At 72.6% G+C, this 20,508-nt stretch carries 20 protein-coding genes; 12 read left to right on the forward strand and 8 right to left on the reverse strand.

The window, feature by feature from the left end; genetic code table 11:
- Window positions 1–21: 21 nt before the first annotated feature.
- From ABZ565_RS17960 to zapE, 5 genes are all read right to left on the reverse strand, one after another.
- Window positions 22–2,283: a hypothetical protein gene (locus ABZ565_RS17960; RefSeq protein WP_361027203.1), complete on the reverse strand. Its 2,262-nt coding sequence runs from the start codon at window positions 2,281–2,283 to the stop codon at window positions 22–24.
- Window positions 2,280–2,669, reverse strand: coding sequence for a DUF6507 family protein (locus ABZ565_RS17965; RefSeq protein ID WP_328903068.1), 390 nt, complete (start codon window positions 2,667–2,669; stop codon window positions 2,280–2,282). Before ABZ565_RS17965 ends, ABZ565_RS17960 begins: the two co-directional genes overlap by 4 nt.
- A gap of 172 nt (window positions 2,670–2,841) precedes the next feature.
- On the reverse strand, window positions 2,842–4,218 hold the full coding sequence (locus ABZ565_RS17970; protein WP_361027207.1) for an alkaline phosphatase PhoX: 1,377 nt from the start codon (window positions 4,216–4,218) through the stop codon (window positions 2,842–2,844).
- A gap of 211 nt (window positions 4,219–4,429) precedes the next feature.
- Window positions 4,430–4,855, reverse strand: coding sequence for an OsmC family protein (locus ABZ565_RS17975; RefSeq protein WP_361027210.1), 426 nt, complete (start codon window positions 4,853–4,855; stop codon window positions 4,430–4,432).
- 89 nt (window positions 4,856–4,944) lie between these two features.
- Entirely contained in the window at window positions 4,945–6,039 is a 1,095-nt protein-coding gene (gene zapE, locus ABZ565_RS17980; RefSeq protein ID WP_361027213.1) for a cell division protein ZapE, read from the reverse strand.
- Between the two features lie 37 nt (window positions 6,040–6,076).
- Between zapE and ABZ565_RS17985 the strand changes: the two genes are divergently transcribed.
- The 4 genes from ABZ565_RS17985 (at window position 6,077) to msrB (ending at window position 9,348) form a co-directional block, all read left to right on the forward strand.
- The gene (locus ABZ565_RS17985; RefSeq protein ID WP_361027216.1) at window positions 6,077–6,841 is read left to right on the forward strand and encodes a pyrimidine reductase family protein; all 765 of its coding nucleotides are present in this window, start codon (window positions 6,077–6,079) and stop codon (window positions 6,839–6,841) included.
- 201 nt (window positions 6,842–7,042) lie between these two features.
- The gene (locus ABZ565_RS17990) at window positions 7,043–7,495 is read left to right on the forward strand and encodes an indole-3-glycerol phosphate synthase (RefSeq protein ID WP_361027219.1); all 453 of its coding nucleotides are present in this window, start codon (window positions 7,043–7,045) and stop codon (window positions 7,493–7,495) included.
- A 40-nt stretch (window positions 7,496–7,535) separates the two neighbouring features.
- Window positions 7,536–8,933, forward strand: a complete 1,398-nt coding sequence (murC, locus tag ABZ565_RS17995) for a UDP-N-acetylmuramate--L-alanine ligase (protein WP_361027222.1) — start codon at window positions 7,536–7,538, stop codon at window positions 8,931–8,933.
- A gap of 10 nt (window positions 8,934–8,943) precedes the next feature.
- Window positions 8,944–9,348: a peptide-methionine (R)-S-oxide reductase MsrB gene (msrB, locus tag ABZ565_RS18000; protein WP_361027225.1), complete on the forward strand. Its 405-nt coding sequence runs from the start codon at window positions 8,944–8,946 to the stop codon at window positions 9,346–9,348.
- A 42-nt stretch (window positions 9,349–9,390) separates the two neighbouring features.
- On the opposite strand, the gene ABZ565_RS18005 is transcribed toward msrB, so the two are convergent.
- On the reverse strand, window positions 9,391–11,841 hold the full coding sequence (locus tag ABZ565_RS18005; RefSeq protein ID WP_361027228.1) for a GTPase-associated protein 1-related protein: 2,451 nt from the start codon (window positions 11,839–11,841) through the stop codon (window positions 9,391–9,393).
- A 222-nt stretch (window positions 11,842–12,063) separates the two neighbouring features.
- Here ABZ565_RS18005 and ABZ565_RS18010 point away from each other — a divergent pair, with 222 nt between their 5' ends.
- The gene (locus ABZ565_RS18010; RefSeq protein WP_361027231.1) at window positions 12,064–13,041 is read left to right on the forward strand and encodes a helix-turn-helix domain-containing protein; all 978 of its coding nucleotides are present in this window, start codon (window positions 12,064–12,066) and stop codon (window positions 13,039–13,041) included.
- Window positions 13,042–13,154: 113 nt separating this feature from the next.
- A complete protein-coding gene (locus ABZ565_RS18015; protein WP_361027234.1) occupies window positions 13,155–13,400 on the forward strand; it encodes a hypothetical protein in 246 nt (81 codons plus the stop codon).
- Window positions 13,401–13,452: 52 nt separating this feature from the next.
- On the opposite strand, the gene ABZ565_RS18020 is transcribed toward ABZ565_RS18015, so the two are convergent.
- Entirely contained in the window at window positions 13,453–14,073 is a 621-nt protein-coding gene (locus ABZ565_RS18020; RefSeq protein WP_073966108.1) for an L-threonylcarbamoyladenylate synthase, read from the reverse strand.
- A 235-nt stretch (window positions 14,074–14,308) separates the two neighbouring features.
- Here ABZ565_RS18020 and ABZ565_RS18025 point away from each other — a divergent pair, with 235 nt between their 5' ends.
- From ABZ565_RS18025 to ABZ565_RS18040, 4 genes are all read left to right on the forward strand, one after another.
- Window positions 14,309–14,755 carry a MarR family transcriptional regulator gene (locus ABZ565_RS18025; protein WP_265539748.1) on the forward strand — a complete coding sequence of 149 codons (447 nt, stop codon included), beginning with the start codon at window positions 14,309–14,311 and terminating at the stop codon, window positions 14,753–14,755.
- Window positions 14,756–14,991: 236 nt separating this feature from the next.
- Window positions 14,992–16,020, forward strand: coding sequence for an L-threonine 3-dehydrogenase (tdh, locus tag ABZ565_RS18030; RefSeq protein WP_361027239.1), 1,029 nt, complete (start codon window positions 14,992–14,994; stop codon window positions 16,018–16,020).
- Between the two features lie 26 nt (window positions 16,021–16,046).
- Window positions 16,047–17,240 (forward strand): glycine C-acetyltransferase, encoded by a 1,194-nt coding sequence (locus tag ABZ565_RS18035; protein ID WP_361027241.1) that lies wholly within the window; start codon window positions 16,047–16,049, stop codon window positions 17,238–17,240.
- Window positions 17,241–17,305: 65 nt separating this feature from the next.
- Entirely contained in the window at window positions 17,306–18,205 is a 900-nt protein-coding gene (locus ABZ565_RS18040) for a LysR substrate-binding domain-containing protein (RefSeq protein ID WP_361027244.1), read from the forward strand.
- Window positions 18,206–18,230: 25 nt separating this feature from the next.
- Here the strand turns inward: ABZ565_RS18040 and ABZ565_RS18045 are convergent, their stop codons facing one another.
- Window positions 18,231–18,617: a VOC family protein gene (locus ABZ565_RS18045; RefSeq protein ID WP_361027247.1), complete on the reverse strand. Its 387-nt coding sequence runs from the start codon at window positions 18,615–18,617 to the stop codon at window positions 18,231–18,233.
- A 59-nt stretch (window positions 18,618–18,676) separates the two neighbouring features.
- On the opposite strand from ABZ565_RS18045, the gene ABZ565_RS18050 reads away from it, so the two are divergent.
- Window positions 18,677–19,309, forward strand: a complete 633-nt coding sequence (locus tag ABZ565_RS18050; protein WP_361027250.1) for a nucleoside/nucleotide kinase family protein — start codon at window positions 18,677–18,679, stop codon at window positions 19,307–19,309.
- Window positions 19,310–19,377: 68 nt separating this feature from the next.
- Complete coding sequence (locus ABZ565_RS18055) at window positions 19,378–20,505, forward strand: aminopeptidase P family protein (protein ID WP_361027254.1); 1,128 nt, start codon at window positions 19,378–19,380, stop codon at window positions 20,503–20,505.
- Window positions 20,506–20,508 lie beyond the last annotated feature (3 nt).

Consider the following 20,508-nt stretch of genomic DNA (forward strand, 5'->3'; position numbering starts at 1 on the left):
CTTCATGTGCGGATGCGGGAACTAGAACGGACCGGTGATGTATTCACTCGGCACAACGCCCTTGATGAGCCATTCGGAGTCGCGGCGAGTGTGCATCATGTCCTTCATCCGCTGTTCGATGCTGGCCGTCTTCTTCTTGCTCAGACCGAAGCCCTTTGCGATTTCGCTAATCCTCTCATAGCTCGTTTTCGGCGGAACCGTGATGTCGATCGGGTGCCCCGCAGTCTTGTCGGCGGCTGCCTGGATGGCGGCCTCGACCTCCTTCGGCGAATACACCTCGACGCCCTTGACCTTGCCCTGGGCGATGTCGTCCACCAGGCGGGGCAGGTCCACGCGGATGGTCTTGCCGCCGTAGTCCTTGGCGTCCGCGCCGTCCTTACTGGTCGAGGTGTAGGGGCTGTCCGACTTCCTGGGCTCGCGCCCCACGATGTGGTCGACGATCGTCGCCTTGCCGTCGGGATTGGCCGGAACGAGGTCACCGTCCTCGTTGAGGTAACTCTTGCGCTGACCCTTGCTGTTGTACTCGTCCGAGAAGTCGTTGTCCTGGCGCCGGAGATCGGGGACGTCCTCACCCGGGGCGGGACGGTACGGACCATCGCCGGGCGGCGGCGTACCCCCGCCGTCCCCGGAACCGGGGCCACCGTGACCCGCGTCGGAGCCGGAGCCACCGCCTGAATGCGAGCCGCCGCCCCCGTGACCGGCAGGCGCGTGCGAGCCGCCGCCCCCGTGACCGGCAGGCGCGTGCGAGCCGCCGCCCCCGTGACCGGCAGGCGTATGCGAGCCGCCGCCCCCGCCCGACCCCGTCGGGTGCTCCGTCACATGCCCGCCCGTCGACGGAGACGTGTGGTGCGTCGTGCCCTCCGGCGAGGAGTGCGGCGGCTTCACGGAGTTCTCGACGCGGCTCGGGCCCCCCGCGCCCTCCAGGACCTTCTCGTGGTCCGGGACGCGCTCGTGGGTGCCCGGGAGTTCGTTCTTGTGGGGCTCCGGGACCGGCTCGGTGTCCGGTACGGGGTTGCCGTGCTCGTCGCGGATGACGCCGTCCTCGCCGACGACGCGCTGGTTGCCCTGGTGGTCGGTGTAGTGGAGGCCCGGCGTCTCGGTCGTCGGGTGCGGGGCCGTGCCGGACGGGGCCGTACGGGCCATGTCGTCCACGCCCGCGGAGCCCGCTTTCAGGCTCTCCATCAGGTCGCCGACCTTGATCTTGGTGACGCCCGCCGCCTTGCCGAGGTAGCTCATCGGGTCGACCAGCGCGCCCGCCTTGCCCGCCACCGACGCCGCGTCCGCGACCACGCCCAGCTTGCCGGCCTTGCCCAGCTTCAGCAGGGAGCCGGAACCGATGGTCACCACGTTGAACAGCACCGTGCCGAAGGCGCGTGACGGGTCGTGGCCCCACTCGTCCCAGGCGACCAGTGACTTGCCGAAGTTGCGCAGGGCCGCCTTCTGGCGGTCGGTGTCGCTGTGGTCCACCGGGCCGAACATCTTGTCCATCGCCCAGTCGTACGGCGTCATGATGTACGCGCTGATGCCGCCGAAGACGTCACCGATGCCCGACCAGGTCTTCTTGAAGTTGTCCCAGTCGAAGACGTTGACCATGCTGCCGAGGCCCTTGATCGTGCCCCAGACACCGTCGACGAAGAAGCCCTTCAGCGCACCGCCGACGTTGTCCTTCGTCCACTCCCACGCGGCCCGCAGCCCCGTGTACTCGCGCTCGTCCACCGTGCCCCACGGCGTCTCACCGGCGTCCTTGACGTCGTCCGCCTTGAAGCCGTACATCCCGGCCTTGTGCGAACCGTCGTCCACGACGAAGTGCGTCCCGCCCACCAGCGCAGTGATCTTGTTGGCCGCGTCGCGCTCGGCGCCCTGGAAGGCCACCCACGTCGTGCCGACCTCGTGGACCAGGCGGGCGTTCTCGTCGATCTTGTCCTGGTCCTGCTGCCAGTCGTCGTCGTCCCGGTTCTCCGCGACGAACCTCGCCGCGTCCTCCCGGAGCCGGTTCATCCTGGCCACCAGCGGCCGGGCCGTCGTCGCGAATCCGGAGAGCGCCCCGCTCACCGACTCCAGCTTGTCCGCGAACGCGTCCGCCTTGTCCCGTACCGGGATCGTGGAGTCGAGCAACTCCTCCTGCTCCGGGGCATCGTAGACCGGGTCCAGCGCCTGAAAGGCCGTGTGGACGTCCTTGCCCGTGGTCCGGATGTCGGAGGCGGTCGTCTTCAGCGTGGCCGCGTGCTTCTCCAGGGCCTCCAGGTTGCCGGTGTAGAAGGGGATCTTGGCCAGGTCGATCACTTCTTGGGACCCTTCCCCTTCAGCTCCTCCGGGGTCGGCGCCTTGGAGTACTGCTCCTGCTTGTTCTTCGCCATGTCCAGGTCGCCCGCGAGGTACGCCTCAGTGGCGAGCCGCGCCCCCGTCATGGACTTCGCCGCCCGGACCGGAAGGAACTTGAGGTCGTTGAGCGTGTGCTCCTGGAACTCCTGCAACGCCTGGGCCACCGGCCCGAACGCGCCCCCTTTCGGGATCTCGGTCCCGCCCAGCACCATCGTGCCCGCCGACGTCGCCGACCCCACCAGGTGGTCGTTGTAGGACGTGAACTCCTTCTCGAACTCCCCGCCCACCTCAGCGGTCTTCTTCAGCACCCGACGAACGCCGTTCGGGTCGATGTCCCACTTGGTCACGGTGCCCCCCGTCAAGAATCGCTTCCACTGAGCGTCCGGGCGCCCGACGCGCCGAAGCGCGGGCGCACCGAAGCACACCCCGCCATCCTGCACCGGCACACCCGGATGGATCAAACCCCATGTTGCCGTATGCAAAGACGCGGCGGGGTGCGCCGCGGTTCCGCTCAGCCCGTCAGCGCCACGGACCCGTGACCGCGAACGTGGTGCCCGGTGTGTAGACGTTCACGTACATCGTCCCGCAATCCGGTGCGAACGTGACGCCCGCGAACTCGCCCCACTCCGGCTCTTCGGGCGTCCCGATGTTCTGCCGGCCGCGCGCCATCGCGTACACCTCGCCGCGCCGGGTCAGGCCGAACACGTGCTGGGCGCCGCCGCCGTCCTCACAGACCATCAGGCCGCCGTCGGGGGCCAGGGTGATGTTGTCGGGGGACTCGCCGGGGAGCTGGAGGTCGGTGTCCGGGCCGAAGGCGATGACCAGGGTCAGCCGGCGCCGGTGCGGGTCGTAGCGCCAGACCTGCCCGTAGTGGTCCGCCGCCGAACCCTCCGCGCTGTGCGCGAAGCTGGAGACGAAGTAGACGCACGAACCGCCCCAGTAGCAGCCCTCCAGCTTCTGGCCGTGCGTGATGCCCTTCCGGCCGAAGTCCTGGAAGCGGATGGGGGTTTCCACGGCCTGCGGGTCCGGGACGGGTACCCACTCGACGCCCTCGAACACCGTCCCGGTCTCCTGGACGGCCGAGAGGTCCGGCACCCCCGGCACCCGCATGGCCTCCAGCCGGCCGCCCGCCCGCAGCGAACCCGTACCGCCCAGCGGCTTCTTCGGCAGGAAGCGGTAGAACAGCCCGAAGGGCTTCTCGAACGCGTCCTCCGTCTCGTACACCGTCCCGTCGCGCGGGTCGACCGCGATCGCCTCGTGCTGGAAGCGGCCCATCGCGGTCAGCGGCACGGCCCCGGTGCGGCGCGGATCGGCGCCGTCCACCTCGAAGATGTAGCCGTGGTCCTTGGTGTAGCCGTTGGTGCCGGCCTTGTCCTCGGTCTCCTCGCAGGTCAGCCAGGTGTTCCAGGGGGTGCGCCCGCCCGCGCAGTTCACCGCCGTACCGGCGATGGCGACGCGCTCGGACAGTACGCGGTTGTGGCCGTCCAGCTCCAGGGCCGTACAACCGCCCTTGCCCATCGGGTCGTACGTCAGCCCCTCGACCACCGGCACCGGAATCGCGGCGTCCACCCGGTTCTCGTGGTTGCGGACCAGCCGTACGTGGCCGCCCCGGCCGGCGAACGCGGCCATGCCGTCGCAGTGGCTGGGGACCTGTCCCTCGCCGGAGCGGAGCCGGTCGCCCTCTCGGGACAGCACCCGGTAGTGGAAGCCTTCGGGCAGGTCGAGCAGGCCGTGCGGATCCGGCACGAGCGGGCCGTAACCCTCGTGACCGCGTGCGGCGGAGGTGCCCGCGAAAAGTTCGGTGAACGCCCCGGTGAAGGCGATCGAGACGGCGGCGGCGCCGCCCGCCGCAAGAACGTTCCGCCGGGTGGCGGTGGGACGGGGTGCGACTGACATGGGCAACTCCCTGCTGGGGGGACAGGTGACATGGCTTCGTCAAGAGCAGCCCTGCCCATTCGAGGCCACCGGTGAACGTTGTCATGCCGCCTTTGCGGACCGGGGCCGACGCTCCGGGAAGCTGCTTCGAGTGGGCCGGAAGGTGAACACGCCCGGTGCGGAAACAGCTGTGTCCCCGGACCGACGGCCCGGGGACACAGCGGGGGAGCGATCAGCCGAGCGACGCGCTCAGGGTGATGGTGGTACCCGAAAGCGCCTGGCTGACCGGGCAGTTGGCCTTGGCGTCCTCGGCCGCCTTGACGAAGCCGGCCTCGTCCAGACCCGGCACCTCGCCGACCACGGTGAGGTGGATGCCGGTGATGCCGGTACCCGGCTGGAAGGTGACGTCGGCCTTGGTCTCCAGCCGGGCCGGCGGGGTGCCGGCGCCGCTCAGGCCGTGCGAGAGCGCCATCGAGAAGCAGCTGGAGTGGGCCGCGGCGATCAGCTCCTCAGGGCTGGTCTTCCCGTTCGCCTGCTCGGCACGGGACGGCCAGGAGACCGGGAACTCGCCGACGCCCGAGGAGTCGAGGGTGACGACCCCCTTGCCCTCCAGGAGGTTGCCTTCCCATTCCGTGTGGGCGGTACGCGTGGTAGCCATGCTGGTCCCTTCGAACGGTGCGCGGTGGTACGGGGACGGCGGGGCACTGCGTCGTGCGCCGCCGACGGTACGTTTTTACGCCCCCGAACCTACTGCGCCACCAGCCCCTTCGCGTCGCGTGCCAGCGCCGTGAGACGGGAGATCGCCCGGAAGTACTTCTTCCGGTACCCGCCGTTCAGCATCTCGTCGCTGAACAGCTGGTCGAAGGGCAGCCCGGCCGCGAGGACCGGCACCTCCCGGTCGTACAGCCGGTCGGCGAGGACCACGAGCCGCAGCGCGGTCGACTGGTCGGGCACCGCCCGCACCTCGGTCAGGCACACCGCCTTCACCCCGTCCGTCAGCGCCCCGTACCGGCTGGGGTGGACGCGGGCCAGGTGGTCGAGCAGCGCCGGGAAGTCGTCCAGGCTGGCGCCCGGCGTGGCGTACGCGGCCTTGGTGACCTGCTCGTCCGAGAACGGCGGCGGGGCCTCGGGCAGACCGCGGTGGCGGTAGTCCTCGCCGTCGATGCGCAGCGGGCGGAAGTGCGCGGACAGGCCCTGGATCTCGCGCAGGAAGTCGGCGGCGGCGAACCGGCCCTCACCGAGCTTGCCAGGCAGGGTGTTGGAGGTCGCGGCCAGCGCCACGCCCTCCTCGACCAGCCGGCTGAGCAGCGAGGACACCAGCACGGTGTCGCCCGGGTCGTCCAGCTCGAACTCGTCGATGCACAGCAGCCGGTGCCCGCTCAGCGTCCGTACGGTCTGCTGGAAGCCCAGCGCGCCCACCAGGTTCGTCAGCTCCACGAAGGTGCCGAAAGCTTTCAGCGAGGGCGCGGCCGGGGTGGCGTGCCAGAGCGAGGCGAGCAGGTGGGTCTTGCCGACTCCGTACCCGCCGTCGAGGTACACCCCGCGCGGTCCCGAGGGCGCGGCAGCCGCCTTGCGGCCGAACCACTTGCGCTTCCCGGAGCCCGAGGCATGCGCCCCTCCGAGCCCGGCGGCGAAGTCGCTCAGCACCCGGACCGCTTCGGTCTGGCTCGGCTGGGCCGGGTCGGGTACGTACGTATCGAAACGCACCGAGTCGAAGCGCGGCGGCGGCACCATCTCGGCGACCAGTCGGTCGGCGGGGACATGCGGCTCGCGGGCGCACAGGGACAGCGGGGCCGTTTCGGCTATGGGGCTGGACCCCGGCACGGCGTGGGAGGACGACACAACCGTCAAGCTTACGACCCGTGTCAGACTGCCGGACATGCGACGTCTGTTCCCTGTGACCGACCCGACAGCGGCCGACACCTCCGGCGACTGGAGCCTGGACCGCCTCGCCGACGCCTACGCCTACCCCGCCGTGGACGGCCCCTGGCTGCGCGCCAACATGGTGTCGACCCTGGACGGGGCTGCCCAGCACGACGGCCGCTCGCAGCCGATCTCCTGCGAGAGCGACATGCGGATCTTCGGCACCCTGCGCGGCCTGGCCGACGTGGTGATCGCGGGCGCCGAGACCGTACGCCAGGAGGGTTACCGGCCGGCCAGGGCCCGGGACGCCTTCGCTGCCCGGCGGGCGGAGGCCGGGCAGACCCCGGCCCCGGCCGTCGCTGTGGTCAGCGGCAGCCTGGACCTGGACTTCTCGCTCCCGCTCTTCGTCTCGCCGCTGGTCCCCACGCTCGTGCTGACCGGCGCGGGTGCGCCCCCGGACCGGATCGCGACGGCCCGGAAGGCGGGCGCCGAGGTGGTGATCGCGGGGGAGGGCTCGCGCGTCGACCCCGCGCGCGCCGTGCGGGAGCTGGCCGACCGGGGTCACCGGCGGCTGCTGACGGAGGGCGGTCCCCGGCTGCTCGGCCAGTTCGTGGCGGAGGGGGTGCTGGACGAGCTGTGCCTGACCGTCGCGCCGATGCTCACGGCCGGTGACGCCCAGCGGATCGCGGGCGGGCCCGCCGTCGCCGTGCCGAAACGATTCGTCCTGGCCTCACTGCTGGAGGAGGACGGCTTCCTCTTCACCCGCTACCGCCGGAGCTGAGCCGCGGTGGCCCCGTACGCCCCAGAGCCCTCCCCGTACCGCGCCGTGCGGCGGCAATGAGCGGAATATCATGTTCCGGTTAGCGTTCCGTGGGCAGAATGGATCTCGCAGACCCCGTGCGAGCGCGGGGAAGGATGGTTTCGGCAGCGACCGGCCACGGTCGCTGAAGAGAAGGGCTCTGTGGTGTTCACCAGCGTTTTGATGATCGAGAAGGCCCTCACCTCCGGGGACATCGAATTCGTCACCACCCTGCACGGGGAGGAACGCATCTCCTTCGTCGTCCTCATGCAGCCGCGCGGCGACCAGGCGGACGTGCTGCTGCGGGCCATCGACGACCTGGCGATGGGCGAACTGAAGGAAGCCGCCCGCGAGAGCGAGGAGCCCGAGGGCAGGAGCGCCAGGGAGTCCGCCGAGCTCGCCCTCCAGGTCTCCCTGGAGGCGCTGCGCCAGGCGGGCTCCGAAGCCGTCGGACAGGTGATCGAGAGCCACCCCCTGGACAAGCTCACCTCGGTGGTCGAGCAGTCCGAGGCCGACGAGGTCATCGTGCTGACCGCACCTCACTACGTAGAGGAGTTCTTCCATCGCGACTGGGCGTCCCGGGCCCGGCACAAGGTCGGCGTCCCGGTGCTCAAGCTCTTCGCCCACAGCGAATAGGCTGGGAGCCCCTACCCGTACGCACCTGGGAGAGACACGTATGGCACCCGGCATCCCCGCCGCCATGGAACGACCGCACTTCATCGGCATCGGCGGCGCCGGAATGTCGGGCATCGCCAAGATCCTCGCCCAGCGCGGCGCGAAGGTCGCGGGCAGCGACGCCAAGGAGTCCCCGACGGCCGAGGCGCTGCGCGCGCTGGGGGCGACCGTCCACATCGGGCACGCCGCCGGGCACCTGGCCGACGACGCCAGCTGCGTGGTCGTCTCCAGCGCCATCCGCGCCGACAATCCGGAGCTGGTGCGCGCCGGGGAGCTGTCGGTCCCCGTCGTGCACCGCTCCGACGCCCTGGCCTCGCTGATGGGCGGGCTGCGCTCGATCGCCGTGGCCGGCACCCACGGCAAGACCACCACCACCTCGATGCTGGCCGTCGCCCTGAGCGAGCTGGACCTCGACCCCTCGTACGCCATCGGCGGCGACCTGGCGGGCCCGGGCACCAACGCCACGCACGGCGAGGGCGACATCTTCGTCGCCGAGGCCGACGAGAGCGACCGCAGCTTCCAGAAGTACGACCCCGACGTCGCGATCGTCCTCAACGTCGAGCTGGACCACCACGCGAACTACGCCTCGATGGACGAGATCTACGAGTCCTTCGAGACCTTCGCCGGGAAGATCGTCCCCGAGGGCACGCTCGTCGTCTCCGCCGACCAGTCCGGCGCCGTCGAGCTGACCCGCCGGGTCCGCGAGGCGCTGCCCGCGCTCACCGTCGTGACCTACGGCGAGGCCGAGACCGCCGACGTGCGCGTCCACAAGATCACCCCGCGCGGGCTGACCAGCGAGGTCACGGTGGTCCTGGGCGGCAAGTTCCTCACCTTCGCCGTCTCCGTGCCCGGCCGCCACTACGCGCTCAACGCGGTCGCCGCCCTCGCCGCCGGCATCGCCCTCGGCATCCCCGCCCACAACCTCGCCTCGGCCCTCGGCACGTACACCGGGGTCAAGCGCCGCCTCCAGCTCAAGGGCGAGGCGGCCGGCGTCCAGGTCATCGACAGCTACGCCCACCACCCCACCGAGATGACCGCCGACCTGGAGGCCATGCGCGGTGCCGCGTCCGACGCCCGCCTCCTCGTCGTCTTCCAGCCCCACCTGTTCTCCCGCACCCAGGAGCTCGGCACCGAGATGGGCCAGGCCCTCGCCCTCGCCGACGCCTCCGTGGTCCTGGACATCTACCCGGCCCGCGAGGACCCGGTCCCCGGCGTCACCAGCGCCCTGATCATCGACGCCGCCACCGCCGCCGGCGCCGACGTCACTGCCGTCCACGACAAGGACCGGGTCCCCGAGGTCGTCGCGGGAATGGCGAAGCCCGGCGACCTCGTTCTCACCATGGGAGCGGGCGACGTCACCGACCTCGGCCCGCGGATCCTGGACCACCTGTCGAGCTGAAGGAGCCACCGTGCCGTACGACGTCGAGAAGCCGGACGAACAGTGGCGGGAGGAGCTCACCCCCGCCGAGTACGCGGTGCTGCGCAAGGCCGGCACCGAGCCCGCGTTCGTCGGTGAGTACACGGACACCAAGACCGAGGGCGTCTACTCCTGCCGGGCCTGCGGGGCGGAGCTGTTCCGCTCCGACACCAAGTTCGAGTCGCACTGCGGCTGGCCGTCCTTCTACGACCCGAAGGACACCGACGCGGTCGAGCTGATCCAGGACCGCAGCCACGGCATGGTCCGCACCGAGGTCCGCTGCTCCCGCTGCGGCTCGCACCTGGGCCACGTCTTCGAGGGCGAGGGCTACCCGACCCCGACGGACCAGCGCTACTGCATCAACTCGATCTCGCTGCGGCTGACGCCGGACGCCTGATCCTTACGCGTTACGGGGCCGGCGCGCCCGGCTCCGTAACGCTCAGGCCCGTCGCACCCGGCCCGCGATGCGGCGGCCCAGGCGGCCCAGGGTGCCGCGCTCGCGGCGGTTCCAGTCGCGGAAGGCGTCCGCCCGGCCGCTGCTGCCCGAGCGGCCGACCGCGTCCTCGACCGCCGCGACCCGGTCGGTGGGCAGCCCCCGCACCACGGGGCGCAGCACCTCGTCGAGGAGCCCGGCGGCGGCCTCGGTCCACACCCGGCCGGCGTGCGGGTGGGCCGTCCACACGGTGAAGCAGTCGGCCGCGTAGGCCGGGTCGGCGGCCAGCCGGGCCCGGACGCCGTCACCGCGCGCGGTCCTGGCGTAGGCGGCGATCAGGTCCGCGTCCCCGCTCTGCACGAGGGCGTACAGCTCGTCGTCGGGCCGCTCCGGCGCCAGCAGCCGCCCGGCCACCGCGTCGCACGCCTGCCCGAGCACGCCCGGCTCCACGGGCTCCGCCTCCGCGCGCAGCGCCCGCACCCGGCCGGCCCAGTCCGGCTCCGCCGCCCCCGAGCGCACCTCGCGGGCGAAATCCAGGAGCTGGAGCGCCGCGCGCACCCGGCCCCCGGTCTCCTGCGGGAAGCCGCGCAGCAGGTCGTGGGCAAGCTCCGGGGCCGCGGCGTCGTCGGCGCCGGCCGCGAGTGCGGCGGCCACCAGGAGCGACCAGGTGCCGGCCGCCCGGTGCGCGTCCGAGGTCGCCGCCTCCAGCAGCTGCCGGGCCTCGGCGGCCGTAGGCGCCTCCGCGTCCCACACCAGGCCCACCCCGGTGCGCAGCACCAGCGGCTCCGCGAACGGCGACACCCCGCCGGCCCGCAGGATCCGCTGGAGCGTCGCGACCCGGTCGTCGCCGCAGTCGGCCCTGGCCTCCGGCGCCCCGGCGCACATCCGCAAGTGCGGCAGCGCCTGCGTGCCGGTGAACGGCAGCGGCACCCGGCTCAGCAGCCGCGCCACCCCGGCCGGACGGTCCGGCGCGATCCGGTCGAGAGCGCCGAGCAGCGCCGTCCGCACGTCGAACTGCTCGTCCATCAGCTCAAGCAGTGCCGGCGCCCAGCCCGGGGCGCCCTCCTCGCCGCCCGGCAGCAGCGCGGGCGCCAGCCGGTCCACCACGGAGGGCAGCAGCTCGGCGCAGTCCACCCCGAGCAGCCGGGCCACCCGCAGCAGCTGCACCGTACGGGCCACATCCAGGCCGACGCCCGCGCCGCCCAGCTCGGTCACGATCTCCGGCCCGAGCTCCCCGGCGACGGCCGCGCCCTCCGGGCCGCTGAAGGCGGTGCGGCCGGGCAGTTCCAGCGAGCCGTTGCCGCCGCGCACCGCCTCCGTCACCAGCATCGCGGCGAGCGGGGCGGTGGTCGTCGCGGGGGAGCGGCCGTCGAGCGCGGCGAACAGCCGTCCGGCGGCGTCGAATTCGGGGCCGGAGCGGTCGTCCGCCCCGGGTGAGGTCAGCGCCTCGACCAGCAGGCGGGTCCGGGTCCCGTCCAGGGCGTACGGCCGCTCGGCGGCCCAGCCGGCGGCCGCCGCGCGCTCCTCGGTGCCGAGCGGTATGCCGGCGCACAGGGCCGTCACCGCCAGCGGCCCCGCCGCGAACGGCTCCCCGGGCAGTGCGGCCGCCTCCCGGAACAGCTCCGGCGCACGGCCGCGCCAGACACGGGCCGCCGTCTCGGCCCAGGTGTCGCCCACGGGCCCCTCCGGGCGCGGGCCGGTGCACACATGGACGCGCAGTCCGGGGTCCGCCAGCTCCTCGGCGTCCTCGGGCAGCACCCCGACGACCCGTTGCGCCGCCTCGCGGGGGCGGCGCGTGTACGTGGTGAAGGTCAGGTCCTCGGCGAGTCCGTCCGGCAGGGCGAGCCCGGCGAGCGCGATCCACCGGGCGACGTCCGCGCTCTGCCGCTCGACCAGGACGACCCGTTCCGGTCCATCCGGTCCGTGCAGGCGGCGCAGGTCGGACAGCACCCCGGCGAGCCAGGGGCCGCGGGAGACGGCGAAGTCGTTGAGCGCCTCGCGCTCGCGGGCCTCGTGGCCGGCCGGGGCGGGCAGCGCGGCGAGCGGATCGGGCAGCGGCCGCTCCGGGGTGGCGGCGGCCCAGCGGGCGGACCGGCAGGCGGTGAGCGGCAGGGTCCCCTCCGGCAGCCGGGTGCCGGAGGGGAGGTGGACCGCGTGGGCGTGGAAGCGGACCGCGGAGGTCCGGGGGGAGCGCACCGGGACGGCCCGGGCCAGCAGCCCGCTGCCGTCGGAGAGCAGGCTGAAGCTGTACGCCTCGGGGAGGGCGCGCAGGGCGGTGTCCGTGAGCCGGTCCGGTGTGCCGCGCGGCGCCTCGTACGCCAGCAGCGGTCCCGCCTCGGTCAGCACGGACGCGGGTATCGAGGCGTCAACCGCCGTGAAGCGGGCGGCCGTCGGCCCGTCCTCGCCGGTTCCGTCCCCGTCCGCCGCGGAGGTGTAGTGCAACTGCGCGAGGCTCATGCGTCGGCTCTCTTCGTCCCTGCCTGAAGATCCCCTGCCACCCGCACCCGCCCTCGCGGTGGCAGCGCCGTCCCGGCAGAGAGCGGCGACCCCGGCGGGGAGTGCTCCGCAGTCGCTGGGGCGACGCTATCAAGGAGACGACGGCCGGGTCGCCGAACGCGTGGCCGATTCGGCTCGGCAGGGGGAAGAGGCGTTCGTTACCGTGGGCTCCTGGGGGGAGCCATGCTGCATACACTCTTCGATCGCGATGACTTGGCGCCGCGTGAGCGGCTGGCGGCGCTGAACGACGCGTTCCTCACCAGCGAGCACCCCATGGGCGTCCTCAGCCATGAGGCGGACGGCTTCACCGCGTCGGTCCGCGGCGTCGACCTCGCGGCGGTGAGCGTCGTCCGGCTGACGATGTCACCGGGGCGGGTGGTGCGTTCCGCGAGGATGGTGCGGCAGGCCGATCCGGAGCTGGTCTGCGTCGCGCTGGCCGCCGCCGGGCGGACGGTGCTCAGCCAGGCCGGACGGGAAGCGGTCCTGGGGCCGAACGAGCTCGCTTTCTACGACAGTTCGCGCCCCTTCGGGATCGGTGTCGGCGTCCCGGGCGGCGAACCCGCGGCGCTGGTCCGGGCCCACATCCCGCGCGCCCTGCTCGGCCCGTCCGCGGACCTCGTGGAGCCGCTGCTCGCCCGGCCGCTGCCGGGGCACGGTGGCTTCGCCGGCATGTTCGTCCACCTGATGAGCAGTCTGGCCGACGAGTCGCGCGGGTACCGCCCGAACGACCGCAGCCGTCTGGCGGAGATCGCCGGCGACCTGCTCACCGCGCTCGTCGACCACCACGCGGACGCGGCGCCGGGGGCCGGGGACGACTCCCGCCAGGGCGCACTGCTGCTGAGCATCGAGGCGTTCGTGCAGCGGCATCTGAACGACCCGGACCTGTCACCCCGTACGATCGCCGGCGCCCACCACGTCTCGGTGGGGTATCTCCACCGATTGTTCAGCGTGCGCGGCACGACGCTGACGGCGTGGATCCGGGGGATGCGGCTGAAGCGCGCGGGGCGGGATCTGCGGGACCCCGCTCTGAGCAGGGTGACCGTGCATCAGATCGCCGCGCGCTGGGGCTTCCGGGTTCACTCCACCTTCACCCGCAGCTTCCGTACGGCCTACGGCATGTCTCCCCGCGACTACCGGCACGCATCGTCAAGTCAGTGGTGACCGTAGGTCAAAGACGGGGGGCGCGGCGGGGAGGGAAGCTGTGGTCACCGGACCCCGGTGCTCCGGGGGGACGCCGGGGTCCGGCCGACGAGCAACCGACCAAGGGGAGTCCGATGAAGATGAAGTACGCGTTCTCGGGACTGGCCGCAGCGACCCTGGTGGTGGTGGGCGGGGCCATGGCGCCGGCCGCCGTGGCCGCGACTCCGCCCCCGCCTGCCGCGTCCCACAGCGCCGAGCCCGACGGGTGGTTCCCGGCCGGGCAGGACGCCTCGCCCGACGGCTGGTTCCCGGCCGCCGCGCCCGCGGGCTGGTTCCCCAGGGGCTGGTTCCCGACCGGAACGGCCTCCGTCCTCGTCTGAGGCGGTGGCCGCCCCCGCGATCCTTCGGCGAGGTCGCGGGGGCCGGGCCGTGCTATTCGAACCGAGAGATGTCACCGGCGCCCCGGCGTACGATCTCCAGCTCGCCGCCCGAGAAGTCGATGACCGTCGTCGGCTCCGTACCGCAGTCGCCGGAGTCGATGACGATGTCCACCTCGTGGTCCAGGCGCTCCTTGATCTCCCAGCCCTGGGTGAGGGGTTCCGCCTCGTCGGGCAGCAACAGCGTGCTGGAGAGCAGCGGTTCGCCCAGCTCGCCCAGAAGCGCCTGGACCACCGGGTGGTCGGGGATGCGCACGCCGACGGTCTTCTTCTTGGGGTGCAGCAGCTGGCGCGGCACCTCCTTCGTGGCAGGCAGGATGAAGGTGTACTGGCCGGGCGTCGACGCCTTGACCGTACGGAACACGTCGTTGTCGATGTGCACGAACTGCCCGAGCTGGGCGAAGTTCTGGCACATCAGCGTGAAGTGGTGACGGTCGTCGAGGTTGCGGATCGCCCGGATGCGGGACAGGCCGTCCCGGCTGCCGAGCTGACACCCGAGTGCGTAGCAGGAGTCCGTCGGATACGCGACGAGCGACCCGGAACGGATGCTTTCGGCCACGTTGGTGATGGTGCGCTGCTGAGGATTTTCGGGGTGTACGTCGAAATACTTCGCCATCCGGCGAGTCTACGGCGGGGCGGGCGAGCGCTTCGCGTCACGAGGGATTGTCCGGCCCAGGGGCGGGCAGGACAACCGTTTCGAGTGGCGGTAGCCGTTCAAACCCGACCGGCCCCGCGTGAGACGTTGTGCATCATGCATGATGCGTGCATCGTGCACACATTTTGTGGTATATGTGTACAGAGAGGTCGCCGTCCCGGTGGGGGAGGCGGACCGCAGCCGTGGGGAGCCGTGCGTGGACATGCCAGTGGACCGGATCGAGTTCGAGACGATGCTGCTCGGCCGGCACATGAGCCTGCTTACCTCGCGCGGCGGCGGGCGGCTCGACCGGAGCGCGTACATCCTCCTCAGCCGCATCCGGGTCCAGGGCCCGATGTCGATCGGCCAGCTGCACGACGCCTTCGGCCTCGACACCTCGACGCTGAACCGGCAGACCGCCGCGATGCTCCGGGCCGGCGTGGTCGACCGCATCGCCGACCCGGACGGCGGGATCGCGCGCAAGTTCGTCATCACCGACGAGGGCGAGCGCCGCCTCGACAAGGACCGGGCCGAGAACCGCGAGGGCCTGCAACGGGTCCTCGCCGAGTGGACCCCGGAGGAGGCCGCCCGCTTCGCGGACGACCTGGCCCGGCTCAACCGCGACATCGAACGCCTCGACGGCAGGCCCTGGCCGCGCGACTGAGCCGTACGGCGGAACCCCCCGGCCCGGTGTGAAGCGGAACTGCGGACCCGCTTAAGAAAACCTCGATGGACCTGGGGCGCGGGGTACGGCAGATTTCTCCGTGACGGCGGAGGATGGTGCGCGGCAGCCGGTGCGAGCGCGCTGCCATGCCGTCCCTCTCATCCTTCCCCGGGCCGCAGGCTTCCTCAGGCATGCCCCGGTCCGGGGAGCTCAACGCCGTACAGGGAGCCGCAGCCGTGAAGGCACTCGTGAAGCAGAAGGCCGAGCCCGGGCTCTGGCTGATGGACGTCCCCGAGCCCGAGACCGGCTCCGGCGACGTACTGATCAAGGTCCTGCGCACCGGCATCTGCGGGACCGACCTGCACATCCGCAACTACGACGGCTGGGCGCAGCAGGCCATCAGCACCCCGCTCGTCCTCGGCCACGAGTTCGTCGGCGAGGTCGCCGCGATCGGCGCGGACGTCGTGGACATCGCCGTCGGCGACCTGGTCAGCGGCGAGGGCCACCTCGTGTGCGGCAAGTGCCGCAACTGCCTGGCCGGCCGCCGCCACCTCTGCCGCTCGACGCTGGGCCTCGGCGTCGGCCGCGACGGTGCCTTCGCCGAGTACGTCGCGCTGCCCGCGTCCAACGTGTGGGTGCACCGGGTCCCCGTCGACCTCGACGTCGCCGCGATCTTCGACCCGTTCGGCAACGCCGTGCACACCGCGCTGTCCTTCCCCCTGGTCGGCGAGGACGTCCTGATCACCGGTGCCGGCCCCATCGGCATCATGGCCGCCGCCGTCGCCAAGCACGCCGGCGCCCGCAACGTCGTGATCACCGACGTCAGCGAGGCCCGTCTGGAGCTTGCCCGCAAGGTCGGCGTCAGCCTGGCGCTCAACGTCGGCGAGCAGACCATCGCCGACGGCCAGAAGGAGCTGGGCCTGCGCGAGGGCTTCGACATCGGCCTGGAGATGTCCGGCCGACCCGAGGCGATGCGCGACATGATCGCGAACATGACGCACGGCGGCCGGATCGCGATGCTCGGCCTCCCGTCCGAGGAGTTCGCCGTCGACTGGGCCCGGATCGTCACCTCGATGATCACCGTCAAGGGCATCTACGGCCGCGAGATGTACGAGACCTGGTACGCCATGTCCGTCCTGCTGGAGGGCGGCCTCGACCTCGCCCCCGTGATCACCGGCCGGTACGGCTACCGCGACTTCGAGGCGGCCTTCGACGACGCGGCGAGCGGGCGCGGCGGCAAGGTCATCCTCGACTGGACCGCCTGACCCTCACACCTCTTAAGGAATCCCGCATGTTCGACTCCGTACGCGACGATCTGCGCACCACCCTCGAAGAGATCGAGGCGGCCGGGCTGCACAAGCCCGAGCGCGTCATCGGCACCCCGCAGTCCGCGACCGTGGCCGTCACCGCCGGGGGCCGCCCCGGCGAGGTGCTGAACTTCTGCGCCAACAACTACCTGGGCCTCGCCGACCACCCCGACGTGATCGCCGCCGCCCACGAGGCGCTGGACCGCTGGGGCTACGGCATGGCCTCGGTCCGCTTCATCTGCGGCACCCAGGAGGTCCACAAGGAGCTGGAGCAGCGGCTCTCCTCCTTCCTGGGCCAGGAGGACACGATCCTCTACTCCTCCTGCTTCGACGCCAACGGCGGCGTGTTCGAGACGATCCTCGGCGCCGAGGACGCGGTCATCTCCGACGCTCTCAACCACGCCTCGATCATCGACGGCATCCGCCTGTCCAAGGCCAAGCGCTTCCGCTACGCCAACCGCGACATGGCCGACCTGGAGACGCAGCTCAAGGAGGCGTCCGGTGCCCGGCGCCGGCTGATCGTCACCGACGGCGTCTTCTCCATGGACGGCTACGTGGCGCCGCTGCGCGAGATCTGCGACCTGGCCGAGCGCTACGACGCCATGGTCATGGTGGACGACTCGCACGCCGTCGGATTCGTCGGTGCCGGCGGACGCGGTACGCCCGAGCTGCACGGCGTCATGGACCGCGTCGACATCATCACCGGCACCCTCGGCAAGGCGCTCGGCGGCGCGTCCGGCGGTTACGTCGCGGCCCGCGCCGAGATCGTCGCCCTGCTGCGCCAGCGCTCGCGCCCGTACCTCTTCTCCAACTCGCTCGCCCCGGTCATCGCCGCCGCCTCCCTCAAGGTCATCGACCTGCTGGAGTCCGCCGGCGAGCTGCGCGAGCGGCTCAACGCCAACACCGCGCTCTTCCGTACCCGGATGACCGAGGAGGGCTTCGACATCCTGCCCGGCGACCACGCCATCGCCCCCGTCATGATCGGGGACGCGGCGAAGGCAGGCCGGATGGCGGAGCTGCTCCTGGAGCGCGGTGTGTACGTGATCGGGTTCTCGTACCCGGTCGTCCCCCAGGGCGCGGCCCGCATCCGCGTCCAGCTCTCCGCGGCGCACTCCACGGACGACGTGAACCGCGCGGTAGACGCGTTCGTCGCGGCGCGCGCCGAGCTGGAGGGCTGAGGGACGGTCCCAGGACGGTCGCGGGGGCGGTCAGGGCGCCCCCGCGACCTGGGACAATGGGTCGCATGATCGATGCCCGGCGGCTGCGCGTCCTGCGAGCCGTGGCGGACCACGGCACGGTGACCGCCGCGGCCGCCGCCCTGTACCTGACCCCGTCCGCCGTCTCCCAGCAGCTCGCCGCCCTGGAGCAGGAGACCGGCCACCGGCTGGTCGAGCGCGGCTCGCGCGGCGCCAGGCTCACCCCGGCCGGCGAGATCCTGCTCACCCACACCAACGCGGTCCTGGCCCAGCTGGAACGGGCGGAGGCCGAGCTCGCCGCGTACGGTTCGGGCGAGGCCGGCACGGTCACGGTCGCCGCGTTCGCCACCGGCATCGGGCTGGTGCTCGCCCCCGCCATCGCCGCGCTGAGCCGGACCGCCCCCGGCATCAAGGTCCGCGTCCAGGACGCCGAGGGCGACGCGAGCGTCCCGATGGTCCTGGACCGCCAGGTCGATGTCGCCGTCGCCGTCGAGTACCGGGGCGCCCCGGGCGAGGACGACCGCCGCCTCACCCGCGTCCCCCTCTACTCGGAACCGTTCGACGCGGTGCTCCCGGTCGGGCACCGGCTGGCCGGCCAGGAGCAGGTGGCCGTCGCCGAGCTGGCCAAGGACGCCTGGATCGGGCCATACCCCGGCAACCCCTGCCACGACGTGGTGGTCCTGGCCTGCGAGTACGCCGGTTTCGCCCCGGACCTCGAACACTCCTCGGACGACTTCCACGCGGTCGTCGCCCTCGCCGGCGCCGCCGCCGGAGTGGCCCTGGTGCCGCGCACCGCCCTCCGGGGCATGCCGCTGACCGGCGTGGTGGTCCGCCCGGTGCGCGGGACCGCCCCGACCCGCCGGGTCTTCGCGGCGGTGCGCCGGGGCGCGGAGGCCCACCCGCTGATCGCACCGGTCCTGGAGGCGCTGGCGGGCGCGGCGGGCTGACGGACGCTGCCCGGCCTCCGCCCCGTCACGCCGGCTGGAGCAGGTCCCAGCGGTTGCCGTACAGGTCCTCGAAGACCGCGACCGTGCCGTAGGGCTCATGGCGCGGCTCCTCCAGGAAGCGCACCCCGGCCGCCGTCATCCTGGCGTGGTCGCCCGTGAAGTCCTCGGTGTGCAGGAAGAAGCCGACCCGGCCGCCGCTCTGCGCCCCGACGCTCGCCGCCTGCGCCTCGTCCTTGGCGCGCGCCAGCAGCAGCCCCGTGCCCGCGGTGCCCCGCGGGCGGACGACCACCCAGCGCGAGCCGTCGCCCCGGTCGGAGTCCTCCACCAGCTCGAAGCCCAGGGCGCCGGTGTAGAAGGAAAGGGCCTCGTCGTAGTCGCGGACGACCAGCGTGACCAGGGCGATGTGCGGCATGGAACTCCTCGCGGCGGGAGGGGGACAGGGCCTTGTCCCCGGAACGCGACACTATCCGCATGGACCTCCCCGACCTCACCGCCCGCGCGCACCGCCTCGCCCGCACCGGACGACGGCGCGTCCTCGGCATCGCCGGGCCGCCCGGAGCCGGCAAGTCGACGCTGGCCGGGCGGATCACCGACGCGCTCGGCCCGCTCGCCGTCCTCGTGCCCATGGACGGCTTCCACCTCGCTCAGGCGGAGCTCGAACGTCTCGGGCGGGCCGGCCGCAAGGGCGCGCCCGACACCTTCGACGCCGCCGGGTACGCCGCCCTCCTGCGCCGGCTGCGCGCCCCCGAGCCCGGGACCGTCGTCTACGCCCCCGCCTTCGACAGGTCCCTGGAGGAACCGGTCGCCGGGGCGATCCCCGTACCGCCCGAAGTACCGCTCGTCGTCACCGAGGGCAACTACCTGCTGTACGGGGAAGGGCCCTGGGCCCCGGTGCGCGGGCTGCTGGACGAGGCGTGGTACCTGGACCCGGACGACGCGGTACGCGTGCCCCGGCTCGTCGACCGGCATGTGCGGTACGGGAAGACCCGGGCCGGCGCCGAGCGCTGGGTGGCGCGGTCCGACGAGGCCAACGCCCGGCTCGTCGCGGCCGGCCGCGACCGGGCGGACCTGGTCGTGCGGGACGGGCCGGGACCGCGCCCCTGACCTGCTCGCGTGCGCACCGGCGGACGGGCAGGATAGGGGGGCCGTTCCGTGCCGTCAGGAGGACCCGCATGCCCATGAACCAGCCCGTGCCGTTCACCGCCGACGACTACCGGGCCAGGATGGCGCGGGCCGCCGAGAGCGCCGCCGCGGCCGGGCTCGCCGGGGTCCTCGTCGCACCGGGGCCCGACATGGTGTTCCTGACGGGCTACGCGCCGCCCGCGGACACCGAGCGCCTCACCCTCCTCGTCCTCGCGGCGGGCCAGGACCCCGTCCTGGTCGTGCCGACGCTGGAGGCACCGGACGCGGAGAAGGCCGTCGGCGCCCCCGCCCTGACCCTGCGCGACTGGACGGACGGCAAGGACCCGTACGCCGTCACCGCCCCGCTGCTGGACGAGCGGGGCCGGTTCGGCATCAGCGACAACGCCTGGGCGATGCACCTCCTCGGCCTCCAGCAGCGGCTGCCCGGCACCTCGTACGCCTCGCTCACCCAGGCGCTCCCGATGCTGCGCGCGGTGAAGGACGCCCACGAGCTGGAACGGCTCGCCGCCGCCGGGGCCGCCGCCGACGCCGCGTACGAGGAGATCCTGAAGGTCCGCTTCTCCGGCCGGAAGGAGACCGAGGTCGCGGCCGACCTGGCCCGGCTGCTCACCGAGCACGGGCACTCCCAGGTCGACTTCACCGTCGTCGGCTCCGGCCCCAACGGCGCCAACCCGCACCACGAGGCGGGGGAACGCACCATCGAGCACGGCGACATGGTCGTCCTCGACTTCGGCGGCCTCAAGCACGGTTACGGCTCCGACACCTCCCGCACCGTCCACGTCGGCGAACCCACCGCCGAGGAGCAGCGGGTCCACGACATCGTGCGCGAGGCGCAGCAGGCGGGCTGCGCGGCGGTGCGCCCCGGTGTCGCCTGCCAGGAGATCGACCGGGCCGCCCGCGCCGTCATCACCGAGTTCGGCTACGGGGAACGCTTCATCCACCGCACCGGCCACGGCATCGGCGTCACCACCCATGAACCGCCCTACATGATCGAGGGCGAGGAACAGCCGCTCGTGCCCGGCATGTGCTTCTCGGTGGAGCCCGGCATCTACCTGCCGGGCCGGTTCGGCGTCCGCATCGAGGACATCGTGACCGTCACCGAGGACGGCGGGCGCCGCCTCAACGCCACCGCCCGCGAACTCGCGATCGTGGAGTAGCGC

It is taken from the genome of Streptomyces sp. NPDC016469 (assembly GCF_040632905.1).
Classification (GTDB): Bacteria; Actinomycetota; Actinomycetes; order Streptomycetales; family Streptomycetaceae; genus Streptomyces.

What these genes read in the sequence shown, in the direction of transcription:
- ABZ565_RS17970 (WP_361027207.1), bottom strand. Translation starts at nt 4,218, where the DNA reads ATGTCAGTCGCACCCCGTCCCACCGCCACCCGGCGGAACGTTCTTGCG.
- ABZ565_RS17975 (WP_361027210.1), bottom strand. Translation starts at nt 4,855, where the DNA reads ATGGCTACCACGCGTACCGCCCACACGGAATGGGAAGGCAACCTCCTG.
- ABZ565_RS17985 (WP_361027216.1), top strand. Translation starts at nt 6,077, where the DNA reads ATGCGACGTCTGTTCCCTGTGACCGACCCGACAGCGGCCGACACCTCC.
- ABZ565_RS17990 (WP_361027219.1), top strand. Translation starts at nt 7,043, where the DNA reads ATGATCGAGAAGGCCCTCACCTCCGGGGACATCGAATTCGTCACCACC.
- murC (WP_361027222.1), top strand. Translation starts at nt 7,536, where the DNA reads ATGGCACCCGGCATCCCCGCCGCCATGGAACGACCGCACTTCATCGGC.
- ABZ565_RS18005 (WP_361027228.1), bottom strand. Translation starts at nt 11,841, where the DNA reads ATGAGCCTCGCGCAGTTGCACTACACCTCCGCGGCGGACGGGGACGGA.
- ABZ565_RS18010 (WP_361027231.1), top strand. Translation starts at nt 12,064, where the DNA reads ATGCTGCATACACTCTTCGATCGCGATGACTTGGCGCCGCGTGAGCGG.
- ABZ565_RS18015 (WP_361027234.1), top strand. Translation starts at nt 13,155, where the DNA reads ATGAAGATGAAGTACGCGTTCTCGGGACTGGCCGCAGCGACCCTGGTG.
- ABZ565_RS18020 (WP_073966108.1), bottom strand. Translation starts at nt 14,073, where the DNA reads ATGGCGAAGTATTTCGACGTACACCCCGAAAATCCTCAGCAGCGCACC.
- ABZ565_RS18035 (WP_361027241.1), top strand. Translation starts at nt 16,047, where the DNA reads ATGTTCGACTCCGTACGCGACGATCTGCGCACCACCCTCGAAGAGATC.
- ABZ565_RS18040 (WP_361027244.1), top strand. Translation starts at nt 17,306, where the DNA reads ATGATCGATGCCCGGCGGCTGCGCGTCCTGCGAGCCGTGGCGGACCAC.
- ABZ565_RS18045 (WP_361027247.1), bottom strand. Translation starts at nt 18,617, where the DNA reads ATGCCGCACATCGCCCTGGTCACGCTGGTCGTCCGCGACTACGACGAG.
- ABZ565_RS18050 (WP_361027250.1), top strand. Translation starts at nt 18,677, where the DNA reads ATGGACCTCCCCGACCTCACCGCCCGCGCGCACCGCCTCGCCCGCACC.
- ABZ565_RS18055 (WP_361027254.1), top strand. Translation starts at nt 19,378, where the DNA reads ATGCCCATGAACCAGCCCGTGCCGTTCACCGCCGACGACTACCGGGCC.